General features: G+C 76.0%; 11 protein-coding genes and 1 riboswitch. Of the genes, 5 read left to right on the top strand and 6 right to left on the bottom strand.

The annotated features are described in order from the left end of the window. Window positions 1–2: 2 nt before the first annotated feature. From ACTWQH_RS00245 to metE, 4 genes are all read right to left on the bottom strand, one after another. Window positions 3–335 carry an acyl carrier protein gene (locus ACTWQH_RS00245; RefSeq protein ID WP_443284189.1) on the bottom strand — a complete coding sequence of 111 codons (333 nt, stop codon included), beginning with the start codon at window positions 333–335 and terminating at the stop codon, window positions 3–5. Beyond that, entirely contained in the window at window positions 325–5,391 is a 5,067-nt protein-coding gene (locus tag ACTWQH_RS00250; protein WP_443284190.1) for a beta-ketoacyl synthase N-terminal-like domain-containing protein, read from the bottom strand. Before ACTWQH_RS00250 ends, ACTWQH_RS00245 begins: the two co-directional genes overlap by 11 nt. An 8-nt stretch (window positions 5,392–5,399) precedes the next feature. Then, on the bottom strand, window positions 5,400–12,443 hold the full coding sequence (locus ACTWQH_RS00255) for an SDR family NAD(P)-dependent oxidoreductase (RefSeq protein WP_443284436.1): 7,044 nt from the start codon (window positions 12,441–12,443) through the stop codon (window positions 5,400–5,402). Between the two features lie 588 nt (window positions 12,444–13,031). Then, complete coding sequence (gene metE / locus ACTWQH_RS00260) at window positions 13,032–15,383, bottom strand: 5-methyltetrahydropteroyltriglutamate--homocysteine S-methyltransferase (protein ID WP_443284191.1); 2,352 nt, start codon at window positions 15,381–15,383, stop codon at window positions 13,032–13,034. A 142-nt stretch (window positions 15,384–15,525) separates the two neighbouring features. Next, window positions 15,526–15,763: riboswitch (cobalamin riboswitch) on the bottom strand. Between the two features lie 135 nt (window positions 15,764–15,898). Here metE and ACTWQH_RS00265 point away from each other — a divergent pair. Beyond that, window positions 15,899–17,491, top strand: coding sequence for an alkaline phosphatase D family protein (locus tag ACTWQH_RS00265; RefSeq protein WP_443284192.1), 1,593 nt, complete (start codon window positions 15,899–15,901; stop codon window positions 17,489–17,491). A gap of 39 nt (window positions 17,492–17,530) precedes the next feature. Here ACTWQH_RS00265 and ACTWQH_RS00270 read toward each other — a convergent pair whose 3' ends face one another. Then, window positions 17,531–18,493 (bottom strand): lysylphosphatidylglycerol synthase transmembrane domain-containing protein, encoded by a 963-nt coding sequence (locus ACTWQH_RS00270; protein WP_443284193.1) that lies wholly within the window; start codon window positions 18,491–18,493, stop codon window positions 17,531–17,533. A gap of 292 nt (window positions 18,494–18,785) precedes the next feature. Continuing rightward, window positions 18,786–19,577: an ATP-binding protein gene (locus ACTWQH_RS00275; protein WP_443284194.1), complete on the bottom strand. Its 792-nt coding sequence runs from the start codon at window positions 19,575–19,577 to the stop codon at window positions 18,786–18,788. Window positions 19,578–19,802: 225 nt separating this feature from the next. Between ACTWQH_RS00275 and ACTWQH_RS00280 the strand changes: the two genes are divergently transcribed. The 4 genes from ACTWQH_RS00280 (at window position 19,803) to ACTWQH_RS00295 (ending at window position 22,907) form a co-directional block, all read left to right on the top strand. Continuing rightward, a complete protein-coding gene (locus tag ACTWQH_RS00280; RefSeq protein WP_443284195.1) occupies window positions 19,803–20,057 on the top strand; it encodes a DUF397 domain-containing protein in 255 nt (84 codons plus the stop codon). Window positions 20,058–20,173: 116 nt separating this feature from the next. Further along, window positions 20,174–21,100, top strand: a complete 927-nt coding sequence (locus ACTWQH_RS00285; RefSeq protein ID WP_443284196.1) for a helix-turn-helix domain-containing protein — start codon at window positions 20,174–20,176, stop codon at window positions 21,098–21,100. A 146-nt stretch (window positions 21,101–21,246) separates the two neighbouring features. Beyond that, complete coding sequence (locus ACTWQH_RS00290; protein ID WP_443284197.1) at window positions 21,247–21,951, top strand: lytic polysaccharide monooxygenase auxiliary activity family 9 protein; 705 nt, start codon at window positions 21,247–21,249, stop codon at window positions 21,949–21,951. Between the two features lie 119 nt (window positions 21,952–22,070). Next, window positions 22,071–22,907 (top strand): helix-turn-helix domain-containing protein, encoded by an 837-nt coding sequence (locus ACTWQH_RS00295; RefSeq protein WP_443284198.1) that lies wholly within the window; start codon window positions 22,071–22,073, stop codon window positions 22,905–22,907. Window positions 22,908–23,021 lie beyond the last annotated feature (114 nt).

A 23,021-nucleotide genomic window follows, 5' to 3' on the forward strand; every position in this document is an offset into this window, starting at 1 on the left:
GCTCAGCCCGCCTCGCCCGCGCGCAGCGAGGCGACGACGTAGTCGACCAGCTCGCCCACGGTCAGTCCGATGATCTCGTCGAGTTCGAGACCGGCGACGAACGCCGCGAAGTTGACGCGGTCGCCGTAGTGATCGCGCAGCTTCCCCGAGAGCGTCACCAGGTCGATGCTCTCCAGCTCCAGGTCGCCGTGGAAGGTGGTCTCCCTGCCGATCTCGGCGTCGTCGAGGCCGTAGTCCTCCAGCAGTTCGCGCAGCATGCGCGACAGGTCCGCCAGGACGGCGGCCCCGTCGGCGACCAGGCCGGCGGTGCTCCCCGTACGTGTGTCAGTAGTCATGTCGCCTTTCCTCTTCCTCCCTCTCGCTGGCCGTCCACGCGACCACGTACCGCCGCTCGGGCAGCGTGGGCGGGTTGGCCACCTGTCGCAGCCGCACGAGGTACGACTCGTTCCCGACCGCGACCCGCAGCGCACCGCCCCGCTCGTGCGGCGGTGCGTCGGCCACCCGGTAGTCGGCCGGGCGGCCCCTGAGTCCGGTGCCGCGCGCCTTCGCCACGGCCTCCTTCGCCGCCCAGAAGCGCGTGAACCACAGCCCCGTGTCCTGGCCCCCGCCGCCGTTCCCGGCCGCGAGGCGGTCGAGCAGCGCGAGCTCCCCGGCGCCGCATGCGGCCCGAAGCGTCGCGCGCGGCCGGTCGGCGATCTCCTCGATGTCGATGCCGCACGGCCCGCCGCCGCGCCGGGCGATCGCCACGCCCGCCTCGGCGCGGTGCGCTATCGACACCGTCAGCTCGCCCGTCCGGCGCCCGTGCACCCCGCGCACGAACGGCCTGCCCGCCTCGTCGTTGCCCACCGCGAGCTCGGCCGGGTAGATGTCCTCGCGGCCGTTCTCCCGCCACAGCAGGTCGCGCACGGCGTCCTTCGCGGCGATCCGCCCCAGCAGCCACTGGCGGCGGCGGACCGGCGGCAGCGCCTCGTACGCGGCGCGCTCGCCGCCGCCGAGCATGTTCCGCATGATCAGCTCGCGGGTCGCCAGGTCGGGCCAGCGCTCGTGCACCACGGTCCAGCCCTCGGGATGGCGGGCGGAGAGCGTGTGCGCGCCGGGGTAGCGGTCGACCTTCCGGATGCCCGGGTCGGTGTCGAAACGCCGGTCCGCCCAGCCGGTGATCTCCGCCCACACCCGGCCGGAGTGCACCAGCTGCACGTCCGCGACGAGGGTCTCGTCGGTGACGCCGGTGATCCGGACCAGGCACGCCACGCGCGCGCCGGGGCGCGGGTGGGGGCCGTGGAAGCGGATGCGGTCCATCCGCATGGGGAAGACCGTGGTCCGCTCGGTGAGCGTCGCCATGATCCAGTAGCCGAGGAGCTGCCCGGCGTTGTCCAGCAGCGCGCCGGGCGCCTCCGGCGCGGTGATGACGCCGCGCACGTGCCGCTCGCCGATGGCCGTCAGCTCGCTGACGCCCTGGAATCGGGGGCCGTGGAACATCCACCGCTCGCCGTAGAGCCGGTCGGCCGTCATCTCCGGCACGCGCTCGCCCGCCGGGTCGAAACGCCAGGGCGCGGGCGGGGCGGCGTAACCGGGCGCCATCTCGACCACGGCGCGGGCCGAGCCGTTCAGGCTCACCTCGACCCGGTCGGGCGCCGGGCGGGCGACGGTGACGGGGACGTCCACGGCGGGCATGGCCGCGATCCACTTCAGCAGCCGCACCTCGCGCAGGGCGACCGCGCGCAGGCCGTGGGCGGCGCGCTCGGCGATCTCCATCAGGTGCGCGATCACGGTGGTGGCGGGCACCACCGGCCACCGGTCGGCGTCGTCGGGCCAGCCCGGCCGCTGCCGGAAGAAGCAGTGGTCGAGGAGGTAGGGCATCGCGGCGACGTCGACGCGCAGCACGCTCGGCGGCGGGCCGGGCACCCGGAGGGCCGGGGGTGGCGGCGCGGCCGGGCGCGGCCGTGCCGCCGGCCCCGCCTTCGCCGCCGCGCCGATCAACTCGGCGGCCACGGCGGCAGTGTCGCTCAGCAACGCCGACAACTCGGCGGCGACGGGGTGTCCGCCGGCCGCCTGCGCGAGGCGCGCGAGCGCCGCGGCGGCGTCCCCGCGCACGGGCCCGACGGCACCCGGCGAGCCGCCCGGGCCCGCGTGCGCCCGCCCGACGCCCACGCCTGCCGGGTGCGAGCCCTCGGCGGGGGCCACGGTCCCGCCGCGGTGGCCCTGGACTGTCGCGGGGTGCGGTGCGTTCGGCGCTCCGACGGCTGAGGCCGGATGGTGGGCGGGGCCTCGGGTGGTCGCCGCCGTGTCCGTGTCCATGTCCGTCGCCGTGGTGGGCCCTGCCGGTGGGTGGGCGGCGCCCGCCTGTGCGGGCGTGGCCGGGCGCGGGGCCCGCCCGTCGGCGGCCGGAGGGGCGTGGGCCGCCGTGGACGTGCCGTCGGCGAGTGCGCCCGAGACGGTGTCCCGGTCTCCCGTGGCGGCGGCGCCGGTTGCGGGGACGCGGGCCGGATGCGCGGTCCTGCCCGGTGCGGGCGCCGGCGGGCCCGCCGGGCCGCGGGTGTCATGCGGGGCGGCGGCGGCCGGGGCCCACGCGGGGGCTCCGCGGGCCGGGAACGCGCGCGCCGGGTGCGGCCGGACACCGGTCGCACCCACGCCCCCGGCCGGTGCCGTGGCGGCGGAGCCGCCGACGGCGGCCACCCGCGCGGTCTCCGGCAGCGACACCAGCGCGCCGTCCAGGTCCAGACGCACGGGCAGGCGGGGCCGGCGGGGCTCGGCCCGGCGGCCGCCGGAGGCGAGCAGCGGGGCGGCGTCGGGCTCCGCGCCGTCCACCCACAGGGCCGTGACGACGCGGCGGAGCTGCGCCAGGCTGTCGCGCGTGCCCGCGTGGGCGGAGACCACCAGGTGCTCGCGCCCGGACAGCGTGTCGCCGATCAGCGAGCCGAGCTGGCCCGCGCCGAGCTGGACGAACGCGCGGTGGCCCGCCTCGTACATGGCGGAGATCATCAGCCGGAACCGCACCGGCTCCAGCAGGTGGCGCACGAACAGCTCGCGCACCGCGTCCGCGTCCTCGGGGTAGGGCGCGGCCGTCGTCGCCGACCAGACGGGGACCGTGGGGCGGTGCAGCGTGTAGCCCTCCGCCGCCCGCCGGATCGGGTCGAGATAGGGGGCCAGCATCGGCGTGTGGAAGCCGGACCGGAACGGCAGCACCTGGCTGATCACGCCGCGCTCGCGCATCCGCGCCACCAGGTCGCCGACCGCGTCCTGCGGGCCGCAGACCATCGACTGGTTCGGCGCGTTGTCGTGGGAGAGGACGACATCCTCGCGCCCGGCGAGCTCCGCCGTCACCTGGTCGGCGGGCATCCCGAGCACGGCGAAGACCGCACCGGGCACGCGCAGCGCGTCCGGGTCGAAGTCCGCGAGGAAGGCGTCGACCTCCTCGGGGGAGTGGAAGCCGCCGCATGCCATCGCGGTCCACTCGCCGACGCTGTGCCCGGCGACCGCGTCGGGCCGCACGCCGACCCGCCGCAGCGCGGTGTCCAGCAGCCTGCCGAGCTCGAAGACGGCCGTGCCGTGGCGGCCGACGTCCCCGACCCTGGCGTCGCCCCCGGCCGACCAGGGCAGGCCGAAGTGCGCGGCCAGCTCCGCCACGCGCGGGTCGAACTCCGCCTCGAGGCCGGGGAAGACGAACGCCGTGAGGCCCCCGCCCGCGGGCCCCAGCAGCGGGCGCGGGCTGAACCACACCTCGCCGCGCCCGCGCCAGGCCGCGCCGCGCGCCACCGCCTTGCGGCCCAGCGTCAGCCGCCGCGGCGTCGGGTCGACGATGCCGAGCCGGGCGGGCTCGTCCGCCCCCACCAGCTCCCGCTCGTCCCGCGAGGCGGCCAGCACCTCCGCGTCGGGGCGGTCCAGCAGCGCGGCGAGCCCGGCCGGGTCGGGCGCGGCCAGCCGCAGCACCCGCTCCGGCTCCGTCACCGTGACCGCGTGGCGGCGCGCAGGGCGGGCGGCGGACGCGGGGCGTTCCAGCACCACGTGGGCGTTGATGCCGCCGAAGCCGAAGGCGTTGACGCCCGCGCGCTCAGGGCCCTGCCAGGGCCGGGCCGCCGCCAGCGGCGCGAAGCGGGTGGCCTCCAGCGCGGGGCTGGGGTCCTCGCAGTGCAGCGTGGGCGGCAGCACGCCGTGGTGGAGCGCGAGCGCGGTCTTGATCATCCCGGCGATGCCGGCGGCGGGCATGGTGTGGCCGATCATCGACTTCACCGAGCCGATCGCCGCCCGCGACGCGCCCCGCCCGCCGGGCCCGAACGCCTCGGCGACGGTGGCGAGTTCGGCCCTGTCGCCGGCCGGGGTGGCGGTGCCGTGCGCCTCCAGCAGCCCAATGGCGTCCGGCGCCCGCGGGTCGAGGCCCGCCGCGTCCCACGCCTGCCGCACCGCCCGCAGCTGCCCGGCCGGGTCGGGGTTGAGCAGGCTGGCGCCGCGGCCGTCGCTGGCCACGCCGGTGCCGGCGACCACGGCGTAGATCCGGTCGCCGTCGCGCTCGGCGTCCGCCAGCCGCTTCAGCACCACCACGCCGGTGCCCTCGCCGATGAGCACGCCGTCGGCGCCCCGGTCCAGCGGCCGGATGCGTTCACTCGGCGAGAGGGCGCCGAGCTGGCTGAAGACGCTCCACAGCGTGATGTCGTGGCAGTGGTGAACGCCGCCGGCCAGCACGAGGTCGCAGCGGCCCGCGTCCAGCTCGCGCACGGCGTGGTCCACGGCCACCAGCGCGGAGGCGCAGGCGGCGTCCACCGTGTACGCCGGGCCGCGCAGGTCGAGGCGGTTGGCGACCCGCGAGGCGGCGAGGTTGGGCACCAGGCCGATCGCCGACTCGGGCCGCTCCGGGCCGAGTCGCTCGGCGAACGCGGCGCGCACCGCCTCCACCCGCTCCTCCGGCAGCTCCGGCAGCAGCTCCCGCAGCGTGCGGGTGAGCTGGTTGGCGGTGCGGACCCGCTGGTCGAGGCGGACCAGGCCGGGCGTGAGGTAGCCGCCCCGGCCCAGGACGACGCCGACCCGCTGCCGGTCGGCCGGCAGCGCCGCGTCGCCGCCCGCGTCCGCCAGCGACTCGTGCGCCACGTGCAGGGCGATGAGCTGGTCGGGCTCCGTGCCGGGCACGGAGGCGGGCATGATGCCGAAGCGGGCCAGGTCGAACTCGGCGTCCGCGTCGACGAAGCCGCCCCGGCGGCAGTACATCCGGTCGGCGCGCCGCGGCCCGTCGGGGGCGTAGAACTCCGCGTCCCAGCGCCCGGCCGGTACCTCGGTGATGGCGTCGACCCCGTCGACGATGGTGCGCCAGTAGCCCGCCAGGTCCCGCGAGCCCGGGAAGAACGCGGCCATGCCGACGATGGCCACCGGTGTGCGCGATGCCTCTCCTCGCTCGCTCATGGCACGGCTCACCAGCCGGACGCCGTGTAGACCACCGAGTGGACCGTGGGGTCGCCCCAGGCGAGCTCGCGCAGCAGGGCGAGCGGGCCCTCCTCGGGGTCGATCAGCTTGATGCCGCGCGCGACGTAGGAGCGCATCAGCTCGGGCGTGACCATGCCGCCGCCGGCCTCGGCCGCGGCCCACGGGCCCCAGTGCACGGTGACGCCACGACGGCCCTCCTCCGGCGCCGACCAGCGGCGGCCCAGCTCCTCCAGCGCGTCGTTGGCGGCGGCGTAGTCGGACTGGCCGCGGTTGCCCAGCGCGGCGGCGATGCTGCCGAAGAGCACCGCGAACCGGGGCCGGGAGCCGGCGGGCAGCGCGTTCACCGCGTCGAGCAGCACCTGGGCGCCCGCCACCTTGGTGGCGAAGACGCGGCGGAAGGAGTCGGTCGTCTTCTCGGCGATCAGCTTGTCCTCGATCACCCCGGCCGCGTACACCACGCCGTCGAGGCGGCCGTGTTCGGCGTGGATGTCCTTGACCACACCGCGGAGCGCCTCGGCGTCGAGCACGTCGCCCGCGTGGTACCGCACGGGGCTGCCGAGGTCGCGCAGCGCCTGGAGCGTGCCGCGGACCTCGCGCTCGGCCAGCAGCGCGGAGACGGCGCGCTCGACCGCCGCGGGGGTCTCCAGGCCGGGGGCGCGCGAGGCGGCGAGCGCGGCGCGCAGCCCGGCCCGGTCGGGGATCGACGCCGTGGCGGGGTCCTCGGGCCCGGCGGACAGCGGGGTGCGGCCCAGCAGTTCGACGCGGCAGCGGGCGGCAGCGGCGAGGGTACGGGCGAAGCGGGCGGTGATGCCGCGCGCGCCGCCGACCAGCAGCACCACGGAGTCGCGGTCCAGGCCGGCCGCGGCGGCCTCGGCCGCGCCGTCGCCCGCGGGGCCGGCGCCGGTGGCGGCGAGCGGGCCGAGGCCGGTGAGGGCCAGGGTGAGCGCGCGGCGCCGCCCGCCGTCGGCCAGCACCACGGGTTCGGAGTCGGCGGGGGCGGCGGCGAGTTCGGCCAGCACGGCGCCGGCCAGCGCCTCCGGGCCCTCGTCGGGGCCCACCTCGATCAGGGTCGCGGCCGTGCCGGGGTGTTCACGGGCGACGGAGCGGAAGAAGCCGCGCAGGCCGGTGACGGGGCCGGTGGTGCGGCGTTCGACGGCGAGCAGGCGTCGGGGCCCGGCCGCTAGCACGGCCTTGAAGAGCTCGAACGCCTCGGGCAGCGGGGGCTCCTCGGCGTCGAGCGCGCCCAGGTAGAGCACGGTGGCGTTCGCCTCGACGGCGTCCGCCGGGGCGGTCTCGGCGCGCAGCCCGGCGGCGCGCAGCCGCTCGGCGAGGGCGGCGGCGGTGGGCTCGGCGCCGCCGAGCAGCAGCACGGCGGTGCCGGGGGCGGGCGCGGCGGCGGGAGCGGGGAGCTCGGTCTCGGCGAACTCCAGGCGCTGCGGCGGCACCACGCTGCCCTCGGCGGTCGTTGCGTCCGTGGTCCCGCCCATGGCCCCGGCCCCGGTGTCGGTCCCGGCCGCGGCCTCGGCGTCGGTGCCGCTGTCGGCGTGCTCGGTCTCCGGGCGCGCCGCGTCCGCGCCGCCGACGTGGGCGAGCAGCAGCTCGGTGATGGTGTCAGCGGTGCGGGCGGTGCTCAGCTCGTCGAGGTCCGCCCCGGCCGCCATGGGCAGCCCGAGCCGGGTGGCGAGCTCGCCGGCGATCTCGGCGCGCTTGATGGAGTCGACGCTGAGGTCGGCCTCCAGGTCGAGGTCGGGCTCGATCATCTCCACCGGGTAGCCGGTGCGGTCGGCCACCACCTCCAGCACGGAGGCGAGGACACCCTCCCGGTCCAGCGCCGGCCCGGCCGTGGCCGGTTCGGGCGCCGGTGCCGGGGCCGGTGCGGGGGCCGCCGCCTCCGCCGTCGGGGCCGGGGCAGGCGCGCCCGGCGCCAGGGCCGGAGCGGCGCCCCATGGCTCCTGGGGGGCCTGCGGCAGGGGCACCGGCGTGTGGGCCGGCGCCGCGGGCGCGCCGGGCGCGGCCCCGAGGTAGCCCAGCAGCACGTCGCGCTGCGCGGCGATCATCTCCCGGCTCGAGCGCAGGAACTCGGCGATCAGCGCGTCGGGGCCGGACGGGTACGGGGACGGGGCGGTGGGGGTCGGCGTGGGAGTGGGGGTGTCGGGCACGATGAGCTCCGGGGCGATGCGGCGGGCGGGGTGCAGTGCGTTGGGCGGGATGGTGCCGTCGGCGCGCCGGACGAGCTGGCCGTCCACGGTCCACCCGGCGGGGGAGGCGGCGAGCGTGGCCGCCGTGGCGGTCTCCGGGTCGTGAGCCTGGCGGCTGGTGAAGAGCGGTCCGGTACGCAGGTCCACGCCGGCGACGGCGAGCTGGGCCACGGCCGCGAGGAGGCCCCGCGGCCCCTCACCGGGCCGGCCCTCCAGCCGGATCACGCGGTGCGGGCGGCCGTCGAGCACGGCCGAGACCAGTCCGCTGAGCACCTTGCCCGGCCCCACCTCGAGGAAGACCCGGGCACCCGCGGCGTACATGGCCTCGATCTCCTCGGCGAACCGCACGGGCGCGCCGATCTGCTCGGCGAGGCGGGCGCGCACTCCCTCGGCGTCGGCCGGGTACGGCTCGGCGGTGCTGTTGGCCCACACGGGGAAGCCGGGCGGCCGCACGTCGAGCGCGTCGAGCGCGGCGGCGAACTCCTTGCCCGCCCCGGCCACGAGCGGGCTGTGGAAGGCGCAGGCGACGGTGAGCGGCCGGGCGGCGAGGCCGTTGTCCCTCAGGCGGCCGACGGCGGCGGTCACCGCGCCGGCCGGGCCCGAGATCACGGTCTGGCTGGGGGAGTTGCGGTTGGCGGTGACGACGTCGCCGTCCAGGCCGGCCAGCCGCAGCACCTCGTCCACCCGTTCGGGGGCGGCGGTGACGGCGGCCATGGCGCCGGGGTCGCCCGCGTCCCGCACCTGGCCGAGGATCGCCTCGGCGCGGGCGGCGGAGGCGGCCAGCACCTCGCGGGGCGTCAGACAGCCGGCGACGCCGAGCGCCACCAGCTCGCCGTAGCTGTGCCCGCCGGCCATGTCCGGGCGGACCCCGAGCCGCGTCAGCAGCTCGGCGGCGGCCAGCTCGACGATGCCGAGCGCGGGCTGGGCCACGGCGGTGTCGGTGATGCGGGCGAGTTGCGCGGCCGCGGACTCCTCGTCGAACGCGGCCGGCGGGTAGAGCGCCTCGGCCCACCGGGCGCCCTCGCGGAGGTGGCGCCGCAGCTCGGGGAAGAGCACGAACAACTCGGCGAGCATGCCGGGCCGCTGGCTGCCCTGGCCGGGGAAGAGGAACGCCAGCTTGCCGCGCGCCGCACCGTCGCTGCCGTCCGGCTCGGCGGCGTAGAGCCCGGCGCCGGGGTCGTGCTCGCCCGCCGCGGCCCGGTCCAGCAGCTCCGCCAGCTCGGCCAGGCTCCCGGCGAGCACGGCGATCCGCACCGGCTCCCCGCGCCCGGCGGCCAGGTCGCTGCGGCGGGCGGCGGCACGGGCGTAGTCGCGCAGCCGCCACCGCCGGCCGTCGGCCTCGGCCCGCGTCATCAGCTCGGCGAGGGCGCGCACGGCACGGCGGGCGGCGGTCTCGTCCGTGCCCCGGAAGGTGAACAGCTCCACCGGCCACTCGTCGAGCGCGTGCGCGGCCGGGGCTTGGTCGTGGGCGCGCAGCACCACGTGGAAGTTGGTGCCGCCGAAGCCGAAGGCGCTCACGCCCGCGACGCGCTCGGCCGGCTCGGCAACCCAGGGGCGGGCGGCGGTGTGGAACGCGAAGGGGCTGCGGTCGGCCTGCCAGGCGGCGTTGGGGCGCGACAGGTGCAGCGTCGGCGGCTTGACTCCGTGGTAGAGCGAGAGCGTCGCCTTGATCAGCCCCGCCAGGCCCGCGGCGCACTTGGTGTGGCCGATCTGCGACTTCACCGAGCCGACCACGCAGGAGCCCGGCGCCGCGCCGGCCTCGGTGAACACCTCGGTGAGGGTGGTGAGTTCGGTGCGGTCGCCGACGACGGTGCCGGTGCCGTGGGCCTCGATGAGCCCGATCTGCGCGGGCGAGACGCCGGCGTTGGCGAACGCCCGGGTCAGGGCGGCGCGCTGGCCCTCGGGGCGCGGCGCCGTCAGGCCCAGGGCGCGGCCGTCGCTGGCGCTGCCGACGCCGTCGATGACGGCGTAGATCCGGTCGCCGTCGCGCTCGGCGTCGGCCAGCCGCTTCAACGCGACGCAGGCCACGCCCTCCCCGAGCGCGATGCCGTCGGCCGTCTCGTCGAAGGTGGCCGAGCGGCCGGTGGGGGACAGGGCGTGCACGGAGGAGAAGAGGAGGTAGTCGTTGATGCCGTTGTGCAGGTCGGCGCCGCCGCACAGCACCAGGTCGCTGGTGCCCAGCGCCAGCTCCTTGCACGCCACGTCGACGGCGGTGAGGGAGGAGGCGCAGGCGGCGTCCACCGTGTAGTTGGCGCCGCCGAGGTTGAGCCGGTTGGCGATGCGGCCGGCGATGACGTTGGCGAGCATGCCGGGGAAGGAGTCCTCGGTCAGCCTCGGCAGCTGCTCGTCGAGGGCCGGCGGCAGCGCGCCGGTGTAGGCGGGCAGCACGGTGCGCAGCGCGGAGGCGTTGGACAGGTCGCTGCCGGCCTCGGCGCCGAAGACGACCGAGGTGCGGGAGTGGTCGGTGCCCGGCGCGTCGCAGCCCGCGTCGGCCAGCGCGCGGCGGGCGGCCTCCAACGCCAGGAGCTGCACGGGCTCTATGGCGCCGAGCGAGGCCGGCGGGATGCCGTAGCGCAGCGGGTCGAAGGGGATCTCGGGCAGGAAGCCGCCCCAGCGGGAGGGGGTGTGCTCGCCCTCGCCGTCGGGCGCGAAGTACAGCTCGGGGTCCCAGCGGTGGGCGGGGACCTCGGTGACGCAGTCCCGGCCGGTGAGGATGTTGGCCCAGAACGCCGACAGGTCGGGCGCGCCGGGGAACATGCCGGCCATGCCGACGACCGCGATGCGCAGCGGCTCGGGGGCGGGCGGCCCGGCGTGGCGGGCGGAGCCGGCGTTCGCCAGCTCGGCGCGCAGCGCGGCGGCCCGCTCGCGCAGCCATCCGGCGGCCCCGGCCGAGACCGCGTCGTGGAGGGCGGCGATCGTGGTGACCCGCTCACGCAGCACCACGACGTCCCCGGCCATGAACATGCCCTCGCCGGCCTGCCGTTCCTCGCCGACCTCCCGCAGCTCGTCGCCCACCCGCTCGATGCCCTTGCTGGCCAGCCGCAGCCTGCCGACGTTGAACCGCTCGAGCCGCTCCCACGCCTCGCGCTCGGGCAGGCCGCGCTCGCGCAGCTCCGCCTTGAGCCGGGCGAAGTCCTCGGTGAAGGGGCTGGCCGCGCAGCGGGTGGCGTGCCCGGGGGCGGTGGTGAGCAGCTCGGTGCGGTCGGTGGCCAGGATCTGGCGCTGGAACAGCGGCTGGATCGCGCCGGCCCGCACCGCCTCCTCCGTGAAGAGGTACGCCGTGCCCATCAGCACGCCAACGCCGGCCCCGGCGCGGGTGAGCGGGGCGGCGAGCGCGGCCACCATGGCGGCGGAGCGCTCGTCGTGGATGCCGCCCGCGAAGAGCACGGTGAGCGAGGCGGCCGCCTCGGGGCCCTGCTCTTCGGCGAACGCCAGCAGCTCGGCGACCTGGGCCTCCCACAGTGGGAAGCTGTGGCGCGGCCCGACGTGGCCGCCGCACTCGGCGCCCTCGAAGACGAAGCGGCGGGCCCCGGCGGCGAGGAACTGCCGCAGCAGGCCGGGGGAGGGGACGTGCAGGAAGGCGGTGATGCCCTCGGCCTCCAGCGCGGCGGCCTGGGCCGGGCGGCCGCCCGCGATGATCGCGTGGGAGGGCTTCAGCTCGCGCACGGCGGCCAGCTGGGCGGCCCTGATCTCCTCGTCGGCGAAGCCGAGGATGCCCACTCCCCACGGCGCGTCGCCCAGCTCCTGCCGGGTGCGGGTGAGCAGCGAGCGCGTCTGCTCGGCGGAGGACAGCGCGAGCGCGAGGAACGGCAGGGCGCCGGCGCCGGCGACGGCCGCGGCGAACTCGGGCTGGTCGCTGACCCGGGTCATCGGGCCCTGGGCGATGGGCAGCGCGGTCCCCAGCGCCCTGGCCGCGGGGGAGCCGGGGGCGAGCGCGGCGGCGGGCGTCTCCTCCTCGACGGCCTCGGTGATGGCGGCGGCGACGCCCTTGACGGCCTCGGCCACCGAGGGCCAGCGGCGGGCGAACCAGGAGGCGAGGAAGGCGTCCTGCCCGACCGGCAGGACGGGCGGGAGGCCCGTCCCCGGCTCGCCGCCGCCTTCGCCGGCCGCCGAGGCGAGAAACGCCAGGAACTCGGCGCGGTCGCGCGGCAGCCCGGGCGCGCCCGGGCCTCGGCGGCGCAGCACGCGAACGCCGTGGTGGAGCACGGTCTCGGAGCCGTCGAGCCCGGAGAGCGCCTCGGTGATCTCGAACGGCAGGCCCGCCGCGTCGTAGAGCGCGAGCTGGGTGTCGAGCACCACGCCGGCGGCGCCTCCGGCGACGGCGGCGGCGGCCGTGCGGGGACCTATGCCGCCCCAGGCCCAGACCGGCAGCGCGAGCTCCGCCAGCTCCGGGTCGGCGAGGACGCGCTGCAGCAGGACGAAGGTGCTCAACTCGCCGACGGCGCCTCCGGCTTCGGCGCCGCGCACGACCAGGCCCGCGGCGCCGCCGCGCGCGGCACGGCGGGCACCGGGCAGGTCGGTGACCTCGGCCAGCACGCGGCGTTCGCCGAACTCGGCGGGGGAGCGGCCCGGGTCGGCGAGCAGCACGGTGTCCGCCAGGGCGGGCAGCGAGGAGGCGGTGACCGGGCAGCCGGGGCGTACGCGCACCCCGAACGGCAGTGAGGACCAGCGGCTGGTGACGTCCAGGCAGTCAGCGACGCGCCGTTCGTCGCCGGTGGGAAGCTCCAGTATGCCGAGCGCCCCGGCTCGCGCGGCGGCCACTGTGAGACGTGGCGAGGGGCGGTGCACGGGGTTGACCGCGACGACCAGACCGGACCGCGTGGACACCGGCATCGGCATGAACACTCCCGACCGCTGGATCATATAACCGAATTAGCAGGAAGCAGTAAAGTAGCTGCTTTTCCATGCGGTCAAATTCGCGAGGCTCGCGTGCGGTGGCCGCGCCCCCTCACGGACGCCAGAACGGTCGAATCGCCGCTTCACCAGGACACGCTGGTCTTTTATCTACCCGCCGCGGGCTGCCGCAATGCGGGCGACATAGACCTGTCATGAAAGCGAAACTCCGGATTTGCCCCCCAGGCCCTCACTGTGGGAGAGATCACAGGCCCGAACTGGCGTCTGAGGCGCCAATTGCCGGGGGATTCACGCCGATTGTGGCGACGAGCCACCACATCATCGCGCGACCTCCCATCTATGTTCCTCTTACCTCCACACCCGCGATCGGGTGTCGCGCCACCGGTTCAGAGGCCGTTATCCCGTGAGGGGGGAAGATGTCGCCGGAGCGACGCCAGACGGGCTCTGACGGCTATTACGCCCGTCCGTCATAATCCGACGACCCGCCGCCGAATGGCGAGACCACACCGAGACGAATCCGGCGCCGGATCGTGCGCCCGGCGCCGGATGGGACGAATTGCGCGGGGCTCAGCCGCGGGCGGCCACCCGCGCCCGCCGCGCCGCCGCCACCATGTGGCGCAGCGCCGGCTCCACCTCCTCGTAGCCGCGCGTCTTCAGGCCGCAGTCCGGGTTGACCCACAGCCGCTCGGCCGGCACGGTCCGCACCGCCGCCGCCAGCGCCTCGGCCACCTCGTCCTCGCTGGGCACGCGGGGCGAGTGGATGTCGTACACGCCCGGCCCCACGCCGCGCCCGAAGCCGGCGGCGCGCAGGTCGCCCAGCACCGCCATGCGGGAGCGGGCCGCCTCGATCGTCGTCACGTCGGCGTCCAGGCCGTCGATCGCCGCGATCACGTCGCCGAACTCCGCGTAGCACATGTGGGTGTGGATCTGCGTGGCGTCGGCCGCTCCCGCGGTCGCCAGCCGGAAGGCGTCGAGCGCCCACCGCAGGTACCCGGGCCGGTCGGCTGCCCGCAGCGGCAGCAGCTCGCGCAGCGCCGGCTCGTCCACCTGCACGATCCGGATGCCCGCCGCCTCCAGGTCGCGCACCTCGTCGCGCAGCGCCAGCGCCACCTGGTCGGCGGTGGCGGCCGGCGGCTGGTCGTCGCGGACGAAGGACCAGGCCAGTATCGTCACCGGCCCGGTCAGCATGCCCTTCACCGGACGGCTCGTCAGCGACTGGGCGTACGCGCTCCACTCCACCGTCATCGGGCCGGTGCGCGCCACGTCGCCGTGGAGGATCGGCGGGCGCACGCACCGCGAGCCGTAGGACTGCACCCAGCCGTGCTCGGTGGCGGCGAAGCCCTCCAGGCGCTCGGCGAAGTACTGCACCATGTCGCTGCGCTCCGGCTCGCCGTGCACCAGCACGTCCAGGCCCAGGCGTTCCTGAAGCGCGATGACCCGCTCGATCTCGCCCCGCATCCGCCGCGTGTAGCCCGCCTCGTCCAGCCGCCCCGCGCGCAGCTCGCCCCGGGCCCGGCGCACCTGGTCGGTCTGCGGGAACGAGCCGATGGTGGTGGTCGCCAGCGGCGGCAGCCCCAGCCGCTCGTCCTGGGCGCGTGCCCGCTCGGCGTACGGGGCGCGCCGCCGGTGGTGCGGCCGCAGCGCCGCGATCCGCGCCCGGACCCGGTCGTCGCGGCGCGCCGACGCCCGGCCGCGCCGCACCGCCTCGCCGGCCTCCGCCAGCCGCCCGGTGACCGCCGGGTCGTGCGCGCGCAGCGCCTCGCCCAGCAGCACCACCTCCGCCACCTTCTGGCGGGCGAACGCCAGCCGCTCGCGCAGCCGCGGGTCGGGGCCGGTCTCGGCGTCCAGGTCGTAGGGCACGTGCAGCAGCGAGCAGGAGGTGGACACCGCCAGCGAGCCGACGGAGCCCAGCAGGCTGGCGCAGGTCGCGGCGGCGGCCGGCAGGTCGGCGCGCCACACGTTGCGGCCGTCGACCACGCCGGCCACCAGCGTCTTGCGTCGCAGGCCCGGCAGCGCGGGGATCTCGCGGGCGGCCTCCGGCCCGGCCACCAGGTCCACGGCGATCGCCTCCACGGCGCTGTCGGCCAGCACCGGCAGGGCGGGGCCCAGGTCGCCGAAGTACCCGGCCACGAGCAGGCGGGGACGGTCCGGGGCCGCCGCCAGCCGCTCGTAGGCGCGGCGCAGCGCGGCCAGCTCGGCACCCGTCCGGTCGGCGGCGAAGGCGGGCTCGTCGAGTTGCACCCACGCGGCGCCGGCCGCGGCCAGCCGCCGCAGCACCTCGGCGTAGCACTCCAGCAGCGGGTCGAGCAGGTCCAGGGGCGCGAAGCCTGCGGGCGCTCCGGGCGCGGGCTTGGACAGCAGCAGGAACGTCACCGGGCCCAGCAGCACCGGCCGGGTCTCCACGCCCAGCGCCGCCGCCTCCCGGTACTCGGACACCGGCTTGACGTCCTGGTCCCCGGCTGCCTCTCCGGCCGGCGCGAAGGCGGTGCCGGGGCCCAGCTCCGGGACGATGTAGTGGTAGTTGGTGTCGAACCACTTCGTCATCTCCAGCGGCACGACGTCCTCGTGGCCCTCGCGGTCCCCCCGGCCGCGCGCCATCGCGAAGTAGGTGTCCAGGGGCGGCAGGCCGAGCGCGCGGAAGCGCGGCGGCACGGCGTCCACCATGACGGCGGTGTCCAGCACCTGGTCGTAGAGGGAGAAGGTGTTGCCGGGCACCGAGGTCAGGCCGCTGCCGGCCAGCTCGGTCCAGGTCCGCGCGCGCAGCTCGCGGCCCGCCGCGGCGAGCTCCTCGGCGCTCAGGCGGCCGGCCCAGTAGCGCTCCACGGCGCGCTTCAGCTCCCGGCGGGGGCCGATCCGGGGGTAGCCGAGGACGGTCGATCCGATGGCGGGGTCGGTGGGGCGGGTGGGGTTGTCGATCACAGCTCTCTCCTCGCGAGCTCGCTGACCTGCAAGGCCCCGAGCACCGAGGGTGGCATGCGACGGCCGCCGCCACGGCGTAACGGCGCGGCGGCATGCGCGCACGGACCCACCCGCGAGGCCCGAAACCTTGTGGCGCGCACCGGCGGCGCGCGCACCGACGGCAGGTATTCGGACTCGCGGGCGTTCGCCGGTCCGTCGGGCCGGACCGGCGGAACCTACTGGCCGTCGCTTCCCAGGCGCATGCGCGCCCAGTGCCTGATGACGGCGGTCGTTCCCGCTCACCGCTGCGGGGCAGTCCCGGATTCGCACCGGGTTCCCTGTTGCCTCGCCCGCCCCCCGCGGGCGCGGGAGCCGGGCGAACCATCGGCGTACCCGAGCCTACCGCCGGGCGCGCCGCCGCCCGCCGCCGGCCGCCGGGCGGCAACGTTGGCTCCCCGTTTGCCGGGCGTTCCGGTTGACGGGCCATGCTGCGGCCCGTTCCACAGTTCGAGCATATCCAGCCAAGGAGGTACGCGATGGCGACGGCGAGCGGATCAGGAGGACCCGGAGGGAAACCGGGCCCCGTGCGGCGGCGGTCCCTGCTGCGCGGCGGCGTCCTCGCCTCGGCGGGGCTGACGCTGCCGGCGCTGCCCGCGCTGACGGGCGCCGCCCCCGCGCTGGCGCTCTCCGGGCGCCCGCAGGCCCGCTGGGGCGTGCAGGCCGGGGACGTCACCGCCTCCTCCGGGCTGGTGTGGGTACGCTCCGACCGCCCCGCCCGCATGATCGTGGAGACCTCGGCCACCGAGTCGTTCCGCACCACGCGCCGCTTCCCCGGCCCGCTGCTCACCCCCGGCAGCGACCTCACCGGCACGACACCGCTCTTCGGGCTGCCGCCCGGGGAGCAGATCCACTACCGGGTGCTGCTGGCCGACCCCGACGACCCCCGCCGCACCGGCGAGCCGGTGACCGGCACCTTCCGCACCGCCCCCGCCCGGCGCGGCGACGGCGTGCGCCTGGTGTGGTCCGGCGACCTCGCCGGGCAGGGCTGGGGCATCAACCCGGACATCGGCGGCTACCGCGCCTTCGAGGAAATGCGCCTGCTGGACCCGGACTTCTTCCTCTTCAGCGGCGACACCATCTACGCCGACGGGCCGCTCACCGGCAGCGTCACCCTGCCCGACGGCCGGGTGTGGCACAACGTCACCACCGCCGAGAAGGCGAAGGTGGCCGAGACCCTCGCCGAGTACCGGGGCAACTTCCGCTACAACCTGCTCGACGCGAACCTGCGCCGCTTCAACGCCCAGGTGCCCTCCATCGTGCAGTGGGACGACCACGAGGTGACCAACAACTGGTACCCGGGCGAGATCCTGGGCGACAGCCGCTACACCGAGCAGTCGGCGGACGTGCTGGCCGCCCGTGCCCGCCAGGCGTTCACCGAGTACTTCCCGCTGCCGCGCGACGGCCGCGTCCACCGCGTGGTGCGCCACGGCCCGCTGCTCGACGTCTTCGTGCTCGACATGCGCACCCACCGCAACGCCAACTCCCCCAACGACCAGGCCTCCGACCCCGTCGGCATCCTCGGCCGCGAGCAGCTGGAATGGCTCAAGGCCGGCCTGGCGCGCTCGCGGGCGATGTGGAAGATCATCGCCGCCGACATGCCGCTCGGTCTGGTGGTCGCGGACGGCGAGACCGACTTCGAGGCCGTCGCCAACGCCGACCCCGGCGCGCCGCTCGGCCGCGAGCTGCAGATCGCCGAGCTGCTGCGCTTCGTCAAGCACCGCCGCATCACCGGCACGGTGTGGCTGACCGCGGACGTGCACCACACCTCCGCGCAGCACTACGACCCGGCGCGGGCGGCGTTCACCGACTTCGCGCCGTTCTGGGAGTTCGTGACCGGGCCGCTGAACGCCGGGGCCTTCCCCGCCAGCGAGCTGGACGCCACCTTCGGCCCGGAGCGGGTCTTCGTCAAGGCGCCGACGCGCGCCAACGTCTCCCCGGCCGAGGGCTACCAGTTCTACGGCGAGGTCGAGATCGACGGCGACGGCGGCGAGATGACGGTCCGGCTGCGGGAGGTCGGCGGGGCGGTGCTCTTCACCAAGACGCTCCAGCCCGGCCTGGTGGGCCAGTAGGGACCCGCGCGGGGACCGTGCGAATCGCGCGGCGGGGCGTCAGACGATGCCCCGCCGCACCAGCGCGCCCAGCACCAGCGCGCCGGGCAGCAGCGGCAGCCACACCGTGATGACCCGGTACGCCAGCACGGTCGCGGTGGCCGCCGCCACGTTCGCGCCGGTGGCGACCAGCGCGACGACGAGCGAGGCCTCCACCGAGCCGAAGCCGCCGGGGGTGGGGACCGCGGCGGCCACCACCGAGGAGGCCAGGTAGGCCAGCACGACGTGCCCCACGGGCACTCCCAGCTCCAGCGACAGCGCGACCGCCACCAGCCCGGCGGCCTGGAGCGCGGGAAACGCCAGTGAGCCGCCCCACAGCGCCAGCACCCGCGAGGGCCGCGCGTGCACGGCGCGGACGTCCCGCAACGCCGTGCCGAGGAAGGTGCGTATCGCCCGCCTCACCCGGCGTATCGCCAGCGTCACGGCCACCGCCGCGACGGCCACCACCGCCGCGCCCGCCGCCACCAGCGGCAGCCCGACCCGGTCCGGCAGCAGCGCCTGGAGCCGCAGCGCCTCGGGGAAGGCGAGGAGGAGCGCCAGCAGCAGCGCCACGCGCGAGACGCCCTCGGCGAGGAAGTACAGGGCGAGCGCAGCCGAGTAGCGGGCGGGCGGCAGGCCGCAGCGGGCCATGAACCGGATGTTGACCGCGCCGCCGCCTATCCCGGCGGGCAGCAGGTGGTTGGCGGCCCCGGCGGCGAACTGCGTCACCAGCAGCCGCCCGGCCGGCAGCCGCTCCAGGACCGTGCCCTGCCGCGCGAAGGACACCGCGACGAAGCCCAGCGCGGTGCAGCCGACCGCCGCCAGCAGCCAGGTCCCGTCGGCGGCGAGGGCCTGCCGGAGACCCTCGCCGATCACCGACCGGTTGGCCACCACCCACCAGGCGACGCCGGCCAGCGGCAGCAGCGTGAGGATCCCCCGCCACGGGAGCCGCCGCAGCACGCTGGTGGTCTCTTGCCGCGGCATCGTCTGGTCTTCTCCCCATCCGGTGGCTCGATGTGCTCGCCAGAGCATGTCCCGGTCACGCGACGTCGCGGCGTCCGCCTGCCGACCGGCCAGAAGCCGCCCGGTGGCCGCCGCGTATCCGGGCGGTGCCGCTACGCCTTCACGGCGTCGGCGCTGGCGTCGTTTGGAAACAAGAGAAGAGGATAACCACGGGACCGCACTGGACCGCACGGGACCGCCATGCCCGGGTAGCGCCGGCGGCCCGGCGGGCCAGAGCGGAAGAACGATTCGCCCGCTTCGCCCCGCGTGCGCCTCAGTCCGCGTGCTCGCCGCCGCCGAGCGGGCCCCGGGCCGAGGCGCCCAGGGCCTTCAGCCACGACGGGCCGCTCAGCAGCTCCAGCAGGAGCAGCAGCCGGGTCAGCGGCTCCCACTCGGCGTCGGCCGGCCCGAGCGGCGAGCCGGCGACCGGCTCCTGCCCCGACTCCGTCTCCCGCCCCGACTGCAGCAGCGCCCAGACCGCCTTGCCGTGCCGGTCGGGCGTGGTCCACCCCCAGCTCTCGGAGAGCGACTGCAGCACGTGCAGGCCGCGCCCCGACTCGCGGAGGAAGTCCGGCTCCCGCACCACCGGGACCTCGGCCCCCGGATCGAAGACCGCGCAGAGCACGGACCCGCCGTAGTGGACCAGGCTCAACAGAAACGGTTGCTCGGTGGTGGCGGGCGGCAGCGGGCGGCGCTGTCCCTCGGGGGGAACGCCGTACCGCAGGGCGTTGGTCACCAGCTCCGAGACGACCACCGAGGCGTCGTCGGCCAGCTCATGAAGACCCCAGCCGTGCAGCGTCGTGCGGGTGAGGCCGCGCGCGGCGCCGGGCGACTCGGGGGCGTTGGCCAGGGGGAAGGTCACGAATCCCGCGGCGTCCGCGCCCGGGTCGTCACCGGAGTCGGGGGCCTGCCGGTCCTCGCGCGGCTCGGCGGACGGCTGCCGCGCCAGGGCGGCGAAGGGGAGCCGGCCCGAGGGGGGCAGTGGGGCCAGGGCCGCTGTCCGCCGGCCGCCCAGCACGCCGTCGGCGGTCTTCTCGCCTGTCCACCACGCCGGGTGAGCTGTCATCACGACCTCCGCAGCGCTTGTGACCCGACCCTGCCCACGGCACCACTCCACCGGGTCCATCCTGGTGGAACCCAGCGTATCCCTGCAAGTACATCTGAACGAACAGATGCAAGAACCGATGCATGAACAGATGCAAGAACGCGTCAATCCAGGGCAGTATTCGGTCAGTAGCCGTCCCGGCGACGACGGGGCGGGAGACCCGAAGCACGCAACAGAGGAGAGCACATGCCGCGGTTCACCAACGGCCTCCCGGCGACCAGCATCGACGGTGCGGTCTGGCGCAAGAGCGCACGAAGCAACCCCAACGGAAACTGCGTTGAGCTCGCCGGGCTGCCCGGCGGCGAGGTAGCCGTGCGCAACTCCCGCGACCCGGAGGGGCCCGCGCTCATCTACACCCGTGCGGAGATGACCGCCTTCATACAGGGGGCCAAGGACGGCGACTTCGACGACCTCGTCGGCCCGGAGGCGGCGGCAGGCTGACCGGTCCGCCGCCCGCCGATCCGCCCGAGCGGCAGGGAGCCACCGGTGAGGGCGGCTGTACGCCGCGTCCCGACAGTGGAACACTGGGGCGCATATTCCACCACTCAGGGGACCTCATGGCGTCAGCTCAGCCTCAGCCAGGCCGCGTCTCGTCGGTGACGGACATCCTGTCCCACCCGCGGGGCGGGCCCACCGTGCTGCGGATCGTGCTCGGCACCCACCTGCGCCGGCTGCGCGAGAGGGCCGGCATCAGCCGGGAGGCGGCCGGCGACGCCATTCGCGGCTCGCACGCCAAGATCAGCCGCCTGGAGCTCGGCCGGGTGGGCGCCAAGGGGCGGGACATCGCGGACCTCCTCACGCTCTACGGCGTGGTCGACGAGGAGCAGCGCGACCAGTTCCTCACGCTCGCCCGGCAGGCCAGCACCCCCGGCTGGTGGCAGAAGTACAGCGACGTGCTGCCGAGTTGGTTCGAGACGCTGATCGGCCTCGAGGAGGCCGCCTCGGTGATCCGCACCTACGAGGTGCAGTTCATCCCCGGCCTGCTCCAGACCGCGGACTACGCCCGCGCCTGCATCCGCCTGGGCCACCCCCACGCCTCCCACCGGCAGGTCGAACGCCGCGTCGAGCTGCGCCTGGAGCGGCAGAAGCTGCTGCTGCGTCCCGAGGCGCCCAAGCTGTGGGCGGTGGTCGACGAGGCGGCGCTGCGCCGTCCGCTCGGCGGGGCCGAGGCGATGCGGGAGCAGATCCGCCGACTGCGCGAGCTGGCCGAGCGGCCCAACATCACCCTCCAGATCGCCCCCTTCCGCCTCGGCGGGCTCGCTGCGGCGGGCCCGGTCACCATCCTGCGGTTCAGGGAGCCGGACCTGCCCGACATCGTCTACCTGGAGCAGCTCAACAGCGCGCTCTACATGGACAAGCGCGAGGACGTCGAGGACTACATGGCGGTCATGGACAGCCTGTGCGCCACCGCCGAGCCCCACGGCAAGACGGCCGAGTTCCTCGACGGGCTGCGCTTTCTCGACGGGCTCAAGCGCTCGCTGTGACGACAGGGTGAGCTCGTCTTCACGAAGCTCCCCTTCGTCGGCACACCTTCGCGCGTTCTTCGACTGGCTGTTCGACGGGCCGCCCCCTAGTCTGGGAGCGCTCCCAACCACCGAGCCGCACGCATGGAGGACGCATGCAAGGTGTCATGAGCATGAAAGGAACCCGCGAGCGAAGGGCGTGGCTGCTCAGGGCCATGGCGGCCGCGACGGCGTCGTTGCTCCTCCTCATCCCGTGGGCGGGCGACACCGCCAGCGCCCACGGCTCGACCGTCGACCCCATGTCGCGGAACTACGGCTGCTGGTACCGGTGGGGCGATGACTTCCAGAACCCCGATATGGAGACCGAGGACCCCATGTGCTGGCAGGCCTGGCAGGCCAACACCAGCGCCATGTGGAACTGGAACGGCCTCTACCGGGAGAACGTGCAGGGCAACCACCAGGACGCCGTCCCCGACGGCAGCCTGTGCAGCGCCGGGAACACCGGCGACGGCACGTACGACGCCCTCGACACCCCGGGGAACTGGACCACCACCGACATCGCCAACAGCGGCAGCTTCTCGGTCGACGTCTGGGACCAGGCGGACCACGGAGCGAAGTACTTCATGGTCTACGTGACCAAGCAGGGCTTCGACCCGAAGACGCAGCGCCTGACCTGGGACGACCTGGAGCTGGTCAAGGAGACCGACGCCTACGCGCCCGGCTCGGGCACCGCGAACCCCGAGGGCGGCTACAACTACGCCCTGGACGTCAGCGCGCCCGGACGCACCGGACACCACATCGTGTACACGATCTGGGAGGCCGGCCACGCCGACCAGGTCTACTACTGGTGCGCGGACGTGAACTTCGGCTGACGCTTCGCCTCCACCGCCACACGTCCGGCCGCCCCCGCCCCCATGGGGGGCGGCCGGACGTGTGGGTGCCCGCGCGGGCGCGGGCGGGGCGCGCGGCGTTCCGGCGGTAGCCTCCGGGCATGACACCAGCCACCGTCCGGGCGACCGGCCACGGCGTCGGCCCGCTGCTGCGGGAGTGGCGGCGCCGCGCCGGCATCAGCCAGCTCGAGCTGGCGTTGCGCGCCGACTCCTCGTCCCGGCACATCAGCTACGTCGAGACCGGCAAGTCCCGGCCGAGCGAGGAGATGGTGCTGCGGCTGGCCGAGCACCTGGACGTGCCCGTGCGCGAACGCAACGCCCTGCTGGTCGCGGCCGGCTACGCCCCCCGCTACCCCGAGACGCCGCTCGACGCCCCCGGGCTGGCCGTGGTGCGGCAGAGCCTGGAGCGGCTGCTCACCGGCTACGAGCCCTACCCGGCGGTGGTGGTGGACGGCGGCTTCCGGGTGCTGGTGGCCAACCGGGGCATCGCCATGCTGCTCGACGGCGTCCGGCCCTGGCTGCTCCAGCCGCCGATGAACGCCATGAGGATCGCGCTCCACCCCGAGGGGCTGGCGCCCCGCATCCTCAACTTCCGCGAGTGGCGCGAGCATCTGCTGGACCGGATGCGGCGCCAGCTCGCGCTGCCGCGCTCGGGCGCACTGCGGGAGCTGTACGAGGAGGTGGCCGCGTATCCGCTGCCGCCGGTGCCGCCCGGCGGGGAGGATCGGGCCGGCGATGGCCATGGCGATGGGCACGCCGGCAGTCCGCTCGCGCTGCCGATGGTGATCGAACACGCCGGCCGGCGGCTGTCGTTCCTGTCGGCGATCGCCACCTTCAACACGCCGGTGGACGTGACGGTCTCCGAACTGGCGGTGGAGACCTTCCTCCCGGCCGACCCGGAGACGGCGGACCACCTGCGCCGGGCCGCGGCTGGCTAGGTTCTGTCCGGGCGATCCTGCCGGGCCCGCGACGCCGGCCCTCGTGGTGGACGTCCGCCGCGGCGCCCCGATGGCCGATGCGCGCACGCGAGCCGGCCGCCACGAACCCAGCGG

Origin of the sequence: Streptomyces sp. 6N223 (assembly GCF_052246635.1) — a bacterium.
In the GTDB taxonomy this organism is placed as follows: Bacteria; Actinomycetota; Actinomycetes; order Streptomycetales; family Streptomycetaceae; genus Streptomyces.

Excerpts from the sequence above, each read along its gene's own strand:
- ACTWQH_RS00245 (WP_443284189.1), bottom strand. The coding sequence starts at position 335 with ATGACTACTGACACACGTACGGGGAGCACCGCCGGCCTGGTCGCCGAC.
- ACTWQH_RS00250 (WP_443284190.1), bottom strand. The coding sequence starts at position 5,391 with ATGAGCGAGCGAGGAGAGGCATCGCGCACACCGGTGGCCATCGTCGGC.
- ACTWQH_RS00255 (WP_443284436.1), bottom strand. The coding sequence starts at position 12,443 with ATGCCGGTGTCCACGCGGTCCGGTCTGGTCGTCGCGGTCAACCCCGTG.
- ACTWQH_RS00265 (WP_443284192.1), top strand. The coding sequence starts at position 15,899 with ATGGCGACGGCGAGCGGATCAGGAGGACCCGGAGGGAAACCGGGCCCC.
- ACTWQH_RS00270 (WP_443284193.1), bottom strand. The coding sequence starts at position 18,493 with ATGCCGCGGCAAGAGACCACCAGCGTGCTGCGGCGGCTCCCGTGGCGG.
- ACTWQH_RS00275 (WP_443284194.1), bottom strand. The coding sequence starts at position 19,577 with ATGACAGCTCACCCGGCGTGGTGGACAGGCGAGAAGACCGCCGACGGC.
- ACTWQH_RS00280 (WP_443284195.1), top strand. The coding sequence starts at position 19,803 with ATGCCGCGGTTCACCAACGGCCTCCCGGCGACCAGCATCGACGGTGCG.
- ACTWQH_RS00285 (WP_443284196.1), top strand. The coding sequence starts at position 20,174 with ATGGCGTCAGCTCAGCCTCAGCCAGGCCGCGTCTCGTCGGTGACGGAC.
- ACTWQH_RS00290 (WP_443284197.1), top strand. The coding sequence starts at position 21,247 with ATGAGCATGAAAGGAACCCGCGAGCGAAGGGCGTGGCTGCTCAGGGCC.
- ACTWQH_RS00295 (WP_443284198.1), top strand. The coding sequence starts at position 22,071 with ATGACACCAGCCACCGTCCGGGCGACCGGCCACGGCGTCGGCCCGCTG.